This window comes from Burkholderia seminalis DSM 23518 (genome assembly GCF_902832885.1).
Lineage (GTDB): Bacteria > Pseudomonadota > Gammaproteobacteria > Burkholderiales > Burkholderiaceae > Burkholderia > Burkholderia seminalis.
In genome coordinates this window covers 95426-106452 of sequence record NZ_CADFDK010000019.1, presented here as the reverse complement: position 1 = coordinate 106452, position 11027 = coordinate 95426, and the positions used below count along the sequence as shown (strand labels likewise).

Genomic DNA, 11027 nt, shown 5'->3' with positions numbered 1-11027 from the left:
TGCGACGTCCTGTTCGCCATGCTGCGCGACGGCACCATTTACCAACCCAAGTCAGCCCCTAACGCTTGACGAAACACATAGGGGCACCCCCCGCCGTCCTCGCCGAGCCACGCTTCGAGACGCAGCGTGGCTCGGCGAGATGCCCGCATGGCCGTGCAGGATGCGCGACAGTGCGGCTCGCGTCACACCCAGCTGCGACGCGGCCTCGGTGACGCTCAGGCCCAGCGCCGGCAGCACGTCGTCACGCAGCGTTTCGCCCGGATGGGGCGGATTGAAGATGCGGGTCATGGCTTGAATCACCTCAGTGATGGTCCTGGTCGTTGACCAGCACGGCATCGGCGCCTTCGAACCGGAACGTCAGCCGCCAGCTGCCGTTGACGCTGACCGCCGAATATCCGATTTGACCGGTACGAAAACGCGCGTCCTGATCGCGCCGTACCTTCGCCGCGCGGCGGGCACGCATCGCCAGCGCCGCTTTCGCCGCGACGGCGCCCGCCGTATCCCGACAATTTGCCGGCCCGTCACCTGCCCGACCAGTCGACCGATCGACCGATACCGCCCGCCGGCGCGACGCGAAGCGCCGCCCCCGCGCGGGACGCCCCAGTCGGCTGCATGTATCATTTGCGGTTGAGATCTGCACGACGAACGACACCGCCCGGCCTGGCCGCCGGCCGTTCATGCCGTGCCGACCGCCTTGTTCGTCATGGAATTCCGGACCCAGTGAAACTCTCGTTCACCAAGATGCACGGCGCGGGCAACGACTTCGTCGTGCTCGACGGCTATTCGCGCGCGTTGCCGCCGCTCACCGACGCGCAGGTGCGCGCACTCGCCAACCGTCATTTCGGCATCGGCGCCGACCAGTTGCTGCTGGTCGAGAAACCGACCGCCGACGGCGCGGATTTCAAGTACCGGATCTTCAATTGCGACGGCGGCGAAGTCGAACACTGCGGCAACGGCGCGCGCTGCTTCGTGAAGTTCGTCAGCGACCGCGGCCTGACCGACAAGCGCAGCGTGCGCGTGCAGGTCATGAAGGGCCTGATCACGCTGACGCTGCAGGACAACGGCGAAGTCGTCGTCGACATGGGTGCGCCCGTGTTCGCGCCGGCGCAGGTGCCGTTCGATGCAGCGGGCCTCGACGGCCGCCGCGAAGGCCGCGACACGCTGTGGCCGCTCGACGTCGGCGGTGCGACGCGCTGGATCTCGACGGTGTCGATGGGCAATCCGCACGCGGTGCAGGTCGTCGACGATACCGACGCGTATCCGGTGCTGGAAGAAGGCCCGCTGATCGAACGCCATGCCCGTTTCCCGCAGCGCGTGAACGCCGGCTTCATGCAGATCGTGTCGCGCAACGAAGTGAAGCTGCGCGTGTACGAACGCGGCGCGGGCGAGACGCTCGCGTGCGGCACCGGTGCGTGCGCGGCGGTCGCGGCCGGCATCCGGCGCGGCCTGCTCGATTCGCCCGTGACCGTGCACACGCACGGCGGCACGCTGACGATCGGCTGGGACGGCGCGCGCGACGAAGCCGCCGCGCTGATGATGGCCGGCCCCGCCGCGACCGTGTTCGAAGGCGAAATCGACCTGAACGCCTGACCCTGCAACGTCCTTGATAACTGAACGCGCCAGCCACATGAACGATCGCGAAGTCGCCGACTACCTGCTCGCCAATCCCGAATTCTTCGCGCAGCACGCCGAACTGCTCGCGACGATCCGTCTCGCGAACCCGCACGGCAAGGCCGCGATCTCGCTGCAGGAGCGGCAGATGGAGATGCTGCGCGACAAGAACAAGCATCTCGAGCGCCGGCTGGCCGAACTCGTGCGCTACGGCCACGAGAACGACAGCCTGTCCGCGAAGTTCAGCCGCTGGACCGCGCGCGTGATCGCGGAACGCGATCCGTACGCGCTGCCGCGCACGATCGCCGACGGCATCGCCGACGTGTTCGACGTGCCGCAGACGGCGCTGCGCGTGTGGGACGTCGCCGACACCTACGCGCAGGCCGACTTCGCCCGCCAGGTCGGCGAGGAAGTGCGCCTGTTCACGAACGGGCTGTCGACGCCGTACTGCGGCGCGAACACGGGCTTCGAAGCGGCGCAGTGGCTCGCGCCCGCGGTCGCCGCGCCGGCCGCGCATGCAGCGGAAGGCGCCGAAGCCGCGCCGGCCGGCGACGGCGCGGCCACCTCGGTCGCGCTGCTCGCGCTGCGCACGCCGCTCGCCGGCACCGATGCGCCCGCGTTCGGCCTGCTCGTGCTCGGCTCGCCCGATCCGCGCCGCTTCCACGACGGGATGGCCACCGACTTCCTCGCGCAGATCGCGACGCTCGCGAGCGCCGCGCTCACGCGCCTGCTGCCGCACTGATCCGCCGCCCGCGATGACCGACGACCCGATCGCCGCCTACCTGTCGAACCTGAAACACGTCAGGCAGCTGTCGGAACACACGCTGCGCGCGTACACGCACGAACTCGACGAACTGAAGAAGCTCGCGGCCGGCCGGCCGCTCGACGCGCTGACGGCCGCCGACATGCGCGGCGCGGTCGCGCGCGCGCATGCGGGCGGGCTGTCCGCGCGGTCGATCTCGCACCGGCTGTCCGCCTGGCGCGCGTTCTACCGCTGGCTCGCGCAGCGCGTCGAGATGCCCGCGAATCCGGTTGCCGCGGTACGCGCGCCGAAACGCCCGAAGACCTTGCCGAAGGCGCTGTCGGTCGACGACGCGTCCGCGCTGATGGACGCGCCGCTCGCCGGCACGACCGAAGGCATCCGCGATCACGCGATCCTCGAACTGTTCTATTCGTCGGGGCTGCGCCTCGCCGAACTGATCGGGCTCGACGTGATGTATACACAGGCCGACGGCTACCGTTCGACCGGCTGGCTCGATCTCGCCGAAGCCGAAGTCACCGTGCGCGGCAAGGGCAACAAGGAACGCAAGGTGCCGGTCGGCCGCAAGGCGATCGACGCGCTGAACGCGTGGCTCGCGGTGCGCGGCGAATTCGTCAGGCACGACCCGCATCCGCTGTTCGTGTCCGTGCGCGGCAACCGGATGTCGCCGGGCGTCGTGCGCGAGCGCGTGAAGCGCGCGGCGCTCGCCGCGGGCATCCCGGCCAACGTCCATCCGCACGTGCTGCGCCACTCGTTCGCGACGCACGTGCTGCAGTCGAGCGGCGACCTGCGCGCGGTGCAGGAACTGCTCGGCCACGCGAGCGTTGCCGCGACGCAGGTCTATACGTCGCTCGACTTCCAGCATCTCGCGAAGATTTACGACAGCGCGCATCCGCGCGCGAAGAAGCGCGACTGACGCCCTTCCCGTGCTACCCGCCGCGCACGGCGACCGATAACGGTCGGCTTCCGTCGCGGCCCATTTCGATCTCATCATGCAAACCGTCACCCTCAAGCCGTCCAAGGAAAAATCGCTGCTGCGCCGCCATCCGTGGATCTATGCGAATGCGATCGACCGCGTCGACGGCAAGCCCGCGCCCGGCGCGACCGTGCTCGTGCGCGCGCACGACGGCCGCTTCCTCGCGCGCGGCGCGTACAGCCCGCAGTCGCAGATCCGCGTGCGCGTGTGGAGCTTCGACGAGCACGAGCCGATCGACCACGCCTTCTTCAAGCGCCGCGTGCAGCGCGCGGTCGCGCACCGCACGACGATGGTGTCGGGCACCGGCGCGGTGCGGCTCGTGTTCGGCGAGGCCGACGGGCTGCCGGGGCTGATCGTCGACTACTACGTCGCGGACACCGCCGAAGCCGGCGCCGCGCCGCGCGGCCAGCTCGTCTGCCAGTTCATGGCGGCCGGCGTCGAAGCGTGGAAGGACGCGATCGTCGCGGCGCTCACCGGCGCGACGGGTTGCCCGAACGTGTACGAGCGCTCGGACGTGTCGATCCGCGACAAGGAAGGGCTCGAGCAGACGACCGGCGTGCTGGCCGGCGATGCGCCGCCCGCGACGCTGATCTCGAACGAAAACGGCGTGCGCTATCACGTCGACGTGCCGAACGGCCACAAGACGGGCTTCTACGTCGACCAGCGCGACAACCGCGCGCTCGTCGCGCAGTACGCGGCCGGCCGCGACGTGCTGAACTGCTTCTGCTACACGGGCGGCTTCTCGCTCGCGGCGCTCAAGGGCGGCGCGACGCGCGTCGTGTCGATCGACTCGTCGGGCGATGCGCTCGCGCTCGCGCAGCAGAACGTCGTCGCCAACGGCTTCGACGCCGAACGCGCGACCTGGCTCGACGCCGACGCGTTCAAGACGTTGCGCCGCCTCGTCGACGAAGGCGAGCGTTTCGACCTGATCGTGCTCGATCCGCCGAAGTTCGCGCCGACCCGCGACAGCGTCGATCGCGCGGCGCGCGCGTACAAGGACATCAACCTGAGCGGCTTCAAGCTGCTGCGTCCGGGCGGCCTGCTGTTCACGTACTCGTGCTCGGGCGCGATCGACATGGACCTGTTCCAGAAGATCGTCGCGGGCGCGGCCGCCGACGCGAAGGTCGACGCGCGCATCCTGAAGCGGCTCGGCGCGGGCGTCGACCACCCGCTGCTCGCCGCGTTCCCGGAAGGCGAATATCTGAAGGGCCTGCTGTTGCAAATCGTCTGATCGCCCCGATCTAGACGCACACCCGCGTCCGCCGGCCCTCCGCGCCTGGCGGACCAGCGCTCGCCCCTGTCGTCCGGACGACGGGCGCGGGCTTGACAGGTATGTTTCAATGGATGGTTGTGCGCCCCGGCTCGCAGCGCGAGGGCGCGACGCACATCCTGGTTTTGACCCCGATTCACGAACCACAGGCGACCGACATGGCCACTCCCGTCACCATCCTCACCGGCTTCCTCGGCAGCGGCAAGACGACCCTGCTCAAGCGCATCCTGAACGAACAGCACGGCATGAAGATCGCCGTGATCGAGAACGAATTCGGCGAAGAGAACATCGACAACGAAATCCTCGTGCAGGATTCGAACGAGCAGATCATCCAGATGAGCAACGGCTGCATCTGCTGCACGATCCGCGGCGACCTCGCCCGCGCGCTCGGCGATCTCGCCGCGAAGAAGCGCGAAGGCAAGCTCGACTTCGACCGCATCGTGATCGAGACGACCGGCCTCGCGAACCCGGGCCCCGTCGCGCAAACCTTCTTCATCGACAGCGAAATCGCCGACGACTTCCTGCTCGACGCGGTCATCACGCTCGTCGACGCGAAGCACGCGAACGCGCAGCTCGACGAGCACGAAGTGGTGCAGCGCCAGGTCGGTTTCGCCGACCGCCTGTTCATCACGAAGTCGGACCTCGTCGACGATCAGACCGTCGCCGGCCTCAAGCACCGCCTGATGCACATGAACCCGAAGGCCGCGATCAAGGTCGTGAATTTCGGCGAAGCCGACATCAAGGAGATCTTCGACCTGCGCGGCTTCAACCTGAACGCGAAACTCGAGATCGACCCCGACTTCCTCGCCGAAGACGATCACGCGCATCATCACCACGATCACGACCATGAGCACGATCACGCCGGTTGCGATCACGATCACGGCCAATGCGCGCACGATCACGACCACGGCCACCACCATCACCACCACGCGCACCACGACGACAAGATCAAGTCGTTCGTGTACCGCAACGACCGCCCGTTCGACCCGAACAAGCTGGAAGACTTCCTCGGCGGCATCCTGCAGATCTACGGCGAGCGGATGCTGCGCTACAAGGGCGTGCTGTACATGAAGGGCGTCGACCGCAAGGTCGTGTTCCAGGGCGTGCACCAGATGATGGGCAGCGACCTCGCCGCGAAGTGGCTGCCGGTCGAGAAGAAGACCAACAAGATGGTGTTCATCGGCGTCGACCTGCCGCAGGACCTGATCACCGACGGCCTCGACGCCTGCCTCGCCTGACACGCGCGGGCACCGCCGCGCACGGTGTCGCCCGGCCGCCTTTCCCGGCGGCCGAGGCGCCCGCGCGGCGCACTTTCCGGGCAGGGTTTCGCCGTCATCGCTTTTTCGCGATTTGCGCGTTATATTTTCTAGATATTGGCGCAGCCGACGGGGATCGACCCGATACGGCGCCCGCTTGCGATTCAGTTACAATACGTGCCCGCTGGAGTACGGCAACAAACAGGCCCGGTTCTTGCTGAACCAGTTTTCCGGGCATCGCAACCGCGCCGGATCGCCAATCCGCCTCCCGGCCGCGGCCGATGCGATGTGCCGCGCAGCACACCGGTTCGCAGCGCGCGCAACTCCGCGCCAGGCCTATCCTGGTATTTGAGAACCGGTTTTCCAGAGGCTTTCGGCCCCGCGGCGGCAAATCGCAAATGAATGCAAACGCGGTTGCGGGTAATCCCAAAGTGCAGGCAATATCTCTTGATTTGCCGCACATTGAAGAAGCAAGCAGATGACGAAGAAACTCTTGACCGAAGCCGAAATCCTGAAGATGAGCGACAAGGATTACATGAATGAGGATCAGCTCGCCTTCTTCAAAAATCGGCTCGAACAGTTGCAGGCGGACATCCTCAAGAATGCAGGCCAGACGACCGAGAACCTGCGCGAAACGGTGATCGTCCCCGATCCCGCCGATCGCGCGACGATCGAGGAAGAGCACGCGCTCGAGCTGCGTACGCGCGATCGCGAACGCAAGCTCCTCAAGAAGGTTCAGCAGTCGCTCGCCCGCATCGATTCCGGCGATTACGGCTGGTGCGAGGAGACCGGCGAGCCGATCGGCATTCCGCGGCTGCTCGCCCGTCCGACCGCCACGCTGTCGCTCGAGGCGCAGGAGCGCCGCGAGTTGCGCCAGAAGCTGTTCGGCGACTGATCGAGCGGCGTTCCGCTCAGACACGCTGCTTCCCGAAAGCGCGCGGCCTGCCGCGCGCTTTTTGTTTTTCCGGCACCGCTTCCCGGTGTGCCGATTTGCCCCCCGCCTCTTGATATCCCGGTGCCCGCCCTAAAATGAAACGGACGCGCGCCGGGCCGCTCCCCGGCGCACTGCGGATTCACGCGGCGGCGCGTCGCGCCGCCCGACTCTTCCCCGTTTTTCTCAAGGAACGCAGATGGAGCAATTTCACGGCACGACCATCGTTTCGGTCCGGCGCGGCGACAAGGTCGCGCTCGGCGGCGACGGCCAGGTAACCCTCGGCAACATCGTCATGAAGGGTGGCGCGCGGAAAGTGCGGCGGATCTACAACAACCAGGTTCTGGTCGGATTCGCGGGCGGCACCGCCGATGCGTTCTCGCTGCTCGACCGCTTCGAGGCGAAGCTCGAGAAGCACCAGGGCAACCTGACCCGTGCGGCCGTCGAACTCGCGAAGGACTGGCGCACCGACCGGATGCTGCGCCGCCTCGAGGCGATGCTGATCACGGCCGACGCCACCACCACGCTCGTGATCACCGGCAACGGCGACGTGCTCGACCCCGAAGGCGGCATCTGCGCGATCGGCTCGGGCGGTGCCTACGCGCAGGCCGCGGCCCGTGCGCTCGTCGAGAACACCGAGCTGTCGCCGCGCGAGATCGTCGAGAAGTCGCTCGGGATCGCCGGCGACATGTGCATCTACACGAACCACAACCGCATCATCGAAACGATCGAGTAAGGACCGCACCATGAGCACCATGACCCCTGCCGAGATCGTCTCGGAACTCGACAAGCACATCATCGGCCAGGCGAAGGCGAAGAAGGCCGTCGCGGTTGCGCTGCGCAACCGCTGGCGCCGCCAGCAGGTGGCCGATCCGCTGCGCCAGGAAATCACGCCGAAGAACATCCTGATGATCGGGCCGACGGGCGTCGGCAAGACCGAAATCGCGCGCCGCCTCGCGAAGCTCGCCGATGCGCCGTTCATCAAGATCGAAGCGACCAAGTTCACCGAAGTCGGCTACGTCGGCCGCGACGTCGACAGCATCGTGCGCGACCTGATCGAGATCTCCGTCAAGCAGACGCGTGAGACCGAGATGCGCAAGGTGCGCAGCAAGGCGACCGACCAGGCGGAAGACCGCATCCTCGACATCCTGCTGCCGCAGCCGCGCGCGGTGGGCTTCGGCGGCAATGCCGAACACGCGAACGACGACAACAACGCGACGCGCCAGACCTTCCGCAAGCGCCTGCGCGAAGGCCAGCTCGACGACAAGGAAGTCGAGCTCGACCTCGAGCAGCCGTCGGCCGGCATGGACATCATGGCGCCGCCGGGCATGGAAGAGATGACCGAGCAGATCCGCTCGATGTTCTCCAACCTCGGCAGCGGCAAGAAGCAGCGCCGCAAGGTGAAGATCAAGGAAGCGCTGAAGCTGCTGACCGACGAGGAAGCGGCGAAGATGCTGAACGAAGAGGAAGTGAAGACGAAGGCCGTGCAGAACGTCGAGCAGAACGGCATCGTGTTCCTCGACGAGATCGACAAGATCACGTCGCGCAACAACGAAGGCAGCGGCGGCGAAGTGTCGCGCCAGGGCGTGCAGCGCGACCTGCTGCCGCTCGTCGAAGGCACGACGGTCAACACGAAGTACGGGATGGTGAAGACCGATCACATCCTGTTCATCGCGAGCGGCGCGTTCCACCTCGCGAAGCCGAGCGACCTGATCCCCGAACTGCAAGGCCGCTTCCCGATCCGCGTCGAGCTCGACTCGCTGTCGGTGAACGACTTCGAAGCGATCCTCGTCGCCACCGACGCGAGCCTCGTCAAGCAGTATCAGGCGCTGCTCGCGACCGAGGACGTGCAGCTCGAATTCGCCGAAGACGGCATTCGCCGCCTCGCGGAGATCGCGTTCGCGGTCAACGAGAAGACCGAGAACATCGGCGCGCGCCGGCTGTACACGGTGATCGAGAAGCTGCTCGAGGAAGTGTCGTTCTCGGCCGGCAACCACGCCGGCGAGCGCGTGACGATCGACGCGAAGTATGTCGATCGCGCACTCGGCGAAGTGTCGCAGGACGAGGACCTGTCGCGCTACGTGTTGTAACGCGCGCGGCACCGGATACGAAACGGGCGGCCCGGCGGGCCGCCCGTTTTCGTTGGTGCGCCCGCTTACTGGCGCACCGGCTTTTTCGCGAGCTTGCGCTGCAGCGTTCGGCGGTGCATGTTCAGCGCGCGTGCGGTCGCCGAGATGTTGTTGTTGTTCTCGGCCAGCACGCGCTGGATGTGCTCCCATTCGAGCCGGTCGACCGACAGCACGACCGGGTTCTCGAGCGCCTCGTCGGCCTGCACCTCGGTCGCGTTGGTCTGCAGCGCGGCCAGGATCGACTCGACGTTCGCCGGCTTCGCGAGGTAGTTGTCGGCGCCTTCCTTCACGGCCTGCACGGCCGTCGCGATGCTCGCGTAGCCGGTCAGCACCAGGATCCGCGCGTCGGGCTGCAGGTCGCACAGCGGCGCGATCAGGCTCAGGCCCGAATCCTCGCCCAGGTGCAGGTCGACGGTGATGAACTGGAACTTGCCGCCGGCGGCGAGCCGCAGCGCCGCCTCCTTGTCGTGCGCCTGCTGGACCGCGTAACCGCGCCGCTCGAGGCCGCGCGCGAGCGTGCCCGCGAACACCTCGTTGTCGTCGATCACCAGGAAATTGTTCTCGCTCATGTGGTTTCTCCGTCTACGTGTTGGTTGAGGCGGCCGGCGACGCGACGCGCACGACCGGCAGGCGCAGCACGGCCCGCGTGCCGCGCGCGGCGGTCGCGCGGCTGTCCGGCGTGCCGGCCGGCCGTTCGGCTGCCCGTTCGCCCGTGCGCTGGCCCGCGCGTGGTCCCGATGCGGCGGCGGCGTGACCATTGCCCGCACCGCCGGCCCGCCCGTTGCCGCCCGCCGCGCGCGGCGTGACATCGGACAGCTCGATCTCGCCGCCGAGCCGCGCGGCCGCGCTGAACGCGAGATACAGGCCGACCCCATGCCCGCCCTGCGTGCTGTCGACCGGCATCGCGCCGAGCGATTCGCGCAGCGAGGCCGGAATGCCGGGCCCGTCGTCGCATACCTCGAATTCGATCTCGTCGGCCGTGCCGCCATGCGCGACCTTCGCGGCCAGCGTCACGCGCTGCGGGCTCGCGCGCGCGGCGTTGTCGAGCAGGATCGTCAGGATCTGGCCGGCCGCGACCGTGTCGTCGAGCGCGACGCCCGCCGGACGCGCGCCGAGCAGCTCGAATTGCACATGCGGATGCCGCAGGCGCCAGTGCTCGACGAACGTGTCGAGCCAGTCGTCCACCGGCTGGCGGCTCGCCGGCGCGCTCGCGCGGCTGCGCAGGCGCGCGAGCGCCGACGTGCAAAGCGTCATCTGCTCCTCGAGCACCTTCAGGTCGGCCTCGTAGCGCGCGAGCCCCGGATCGGCACGCGCCGCGTCGCGCAGTTCCTCGGCGAGCATCGCGATCGTCGACAGCGGCGTGCCCATCTCGTGCGCGACGGTGGCCGCCTGCACGCCGAGCGCAACGGCCCGCTCGTCGCGCAGCAGATGCTGCTGCGCTTCGCCGAGCGCCGCATCGCGCTGGCGCAGCGCATTCGACATGCGCGCGACGAACCACGCGATCAGCCCGACGCTCACCATGAAGTTTGCCCACATGCCGGTACGGTAGTAGTCGAACAGGTTAGCCGGATTGTCCATGTTGAGCGGCACCGAATCGAAACCGAGCGCCGCGTAGCACGCGACCGCGAACGCCGCGAGCCAGATCATCAGGTGCCAGGGCAGCACGGCCGCCGCGATCGCGAGCGACGGCAGGTACAGCGACACGAACGGGTTGGTCGTGCCGCCCGACAGGAACAGCAGCGCGGACAGCGCGCCGAGGTCGACCCACAGCTGGCCGAGCAGCTCGAAATTGGTCTCGGGCCGCGCGCGCAGCACGCGCACCCAGGTCAGCGCATTGAAAACGATCTCGAGCGCGATGACCATCAGCATCGCCGGCAACGGCAGATGCACGCCGAAATAGGTCTGCACGACGCCGATCGTCACGAGCTGGCCGATGATCGCGAGATTGCGAAGCCAGAACAGGTGACTGAGGTTGACGCGCCCGGTAGTGGTGATTCGTTGCATCCGAGCAGTTTACCCGTTTAGCGGGCGGCGCCTCTAGCGGGGCCGGATCGGCGCGCACGGACGGCGCGAACCGCGGCACGGCCGACGCCG

11 protein-coding genes and 1 pseudogene are annotated in these 11027 nt (G+C 67.7%); 8 read left to right on the top strand and 4 right to left on the bottom strand.

Translation table 11 applies throughout. The annotated features are described in order from the left end of the window. Window positions 1-38: 38 nt before the first annotated feature. Window positions 39-288 (bottom strand): annotated as a pseudogene (locus HWX00_RS33615) (HigA family addiction module antitoxin). Window positions 289-301: 13 nt separating this feature from the next. After that, window positions 302-652 carry a hypothetical protein gene (locus HWX00_RS37065; protein ID WP_175029365.1) on the bottom strand — a complete coding sequence of 117 codons (351 nt, stop codon included), beginning with the start codon at window positions 650-652 and terminating at the stop codon, window positions 302-304. A 68-nt stretch (window positions 653-720) separates the two neighbouring features. Here HWX00_RS37065 and dapF point away from each other — a divergent pair, with 68 nt between their 5' ends. The 8 genes from dapF to hslU all read left to right on the top strand — a co-directional run bounded on the left by dapF (window position 721) and on the right by hslU (window position 8894). Then, window positions 721-1590: a diaminopimelate epimerase gene (gene dapF, locus HWX00_RS33605; RefSeq protein WP_049028735.1), complete on the top strand. Its 870-nt coding sequence runs from the start codon at window positions 721-723 to the stop codon at window positions 1588-1590. A 37-nt stretch (window positions 1591-1627) separates the two neighbouring features. Further along, window positions 1628-2353: a DUF484 family protein gene (locus HWX00_RS33600; RefSeq protein WP_034190255.1), complete on the top strand. Its 726-nt coding sequence runs from the start codon at window positions 1628-1630 to the stop codon at window positions 2351-2353. A gap of 13 nt (window positions 2354-2366) precedes the next feature. Next, complete coding sequence (gene xerC, locus HWX00_RS33595) at window positions 2367-3287, top strand: tyrosine recombinase XerC (protein WP_034190254.1); 921 nt, start codon at window positions 2367-2369, stop codon at window positions 3285-3287. A 76-nt stretch (window positions 3288-3363) separates the two neighbouring features. Then, window positions 3364-4578 carry a class I SAM-dependent rRNA methyltransferase gene (locus HWX00_RS33590; protein WP_049035196.1) on the top strand — a complete coding sequence of 405 codons (1215 nt, stop codon included), beginning with the start codon at window positions 3364-3366 and terminating at the stop codon, window positions 4576-4578. A gap of 197 nt (window positions 4579-4775) precedes the next feature. After that, window positions 4776-5855 carry a CobW family GTP-binding protein gene (locus HWX00_RS33585; protein WP_034190341.1) on the top strand — a complete coding sequence of 360 codons (1080 nt, stop codon included), beginning with the start codon at window positions 4776-4778 and terminating at the stop codon, window positions 5853-5855. Between the two features lie 496 nt (window positions 5856-6351). Then, a complete protein-coding gene (gene dksA / locus HWX00_RS33580; RefSeq protein ID WP_006477498.1) occupies window positions 6352-6768 on the top strand; it encodes an RNA polymerase-binding protein DksA in 417 nt (138 codons plus the stop codon). A gap of 235 nt (window positions 6769-7003) precedes the next feature. Beyond that, on the top strand, window positions 7004-7540 hold the full coding sequence (hslV, locus tag HWX00_RS33575) for an ATP-dependent protease subunit HslV (RefSeq protein ID WP_006477497.1): 537 nt from the start codon (window positions 7004-7006) through the stop codon (window positions 7538-7540). A gap of 10 nt (window positions 7541-7550) precedes the next feature. After that, window positions 7551-8894: an ATP-dependent protease ATPase subunit HslU gene (gene hslU / locus HWX00_RS33570; protein ID WP_034190252.1), complete on the top strand. Its 1344-nt coding sequence runs from the start codon at window positions 7551-7553 to the stop codon at window positions 8892-8894. A 65-nt stretch (window positions 8895-8959) separates the two neighbouring features. On the opposite strand, the gene HWX00_RS33565 is transcribed toward hslU, so the two are convergent. Together HWX00_RS33565 and HWX00_RS33560 are read right to left on the bottom strand one after the other, a co-directional pair. Beyond that, the gene (locus tag HWX00_RS33565; protein ID WP_021156278.1) at window positions 8960-9502 is read right to left on the bottom strand and encodes a response regulator transcription factor; all 543 of its coding nucleotides are present in this window, start codon (window positions 9500-9502) and stop codon (window positions 8960-8962) included. 13 nt (window positions 9503-9515) lie between these two features. Next, window positions 9516-10937 carry an ATP-binding protein gene (locus HWX00_RS33560; RefSeq protein WP_175868180.1) on the bottom strand — a complete coding sequence of 474 codons (1422 nt, stop codon included), beginning with the start codon at window positions 10935-10937 and terminating at the stop codon, window positions 9516-9518. Between the last annotated feature and the right edge of the window lie 90 nt (window positions 10938-11027).

What these genes read in the sequence shown, in the direction of transcription:
- HWX00_RS33600 (WP_034190255.1), top strand. Translation starts at nt 1,628, where the DNA reads ATGAACGATCGCGAAGTCGCCGACTACCTGCTCGCCAATCCCGAATTC.
- xerC (WP_034190254.1), top strand. Translation starts at nt 2,367, where the DNA reads ATGACCGACGACCCGATCGCCGCCTACCTGTCGAACCTGAAACACGTC.
- HWX00_RS33590 (WP_049035196.1), top strand. Translation starts at nt 3,364, where the DNA reads ATGCAAACCGTCACCCTCAAGCCGTCCAAGGAAAAATCGCTGCTGCGC.
- HWX00_RS33585 (WP_034190341.1), top strand. Translation starts at nt 4,776, where the DNA reads ATGGCCACTCCCGTCACCATCCTCACCGGCTTCCTCGGCAGCGGCAAG.
- dksA (WP_006477498.1), top strand. Translation starts at nt 6,352, where the DNA reads ATGACGAAGAAACTCTTGACCGAAGCCGAAATCCTGAAGATGAGCGAC.
- hslV (WP_006477497.1), top strand. Translation starts at nt 7,004, where the DNA reads ATGGAGCAATTTCACGGCACGACCATCGTTTCGGTCCGGCGCGGCGAC.
- hslU (WP_034190252.1), top strand. Translation starts at nt 7,551, where the DNA reads ATGAGCACCATGACCCCTGCCGAGATCGTCTCGGAACTCGACAAGCAC.
- HWX00_RS33565 (WP_021156278.1), bottom strand. Translation starts at nt 9,502, where the DNA reads ATGAGCGAGAACAATTTCCTGGTGATCGACGACAACGAGGTGTTCGCG.
- HWX00_RS33560 (WP_175868180.1), bottom strand. Translation starts at nt 10,937, where the DNA reads ATGCAACGAATCACCACTACCGGGCGCGTCAACCTCAGTCACCTGTTC.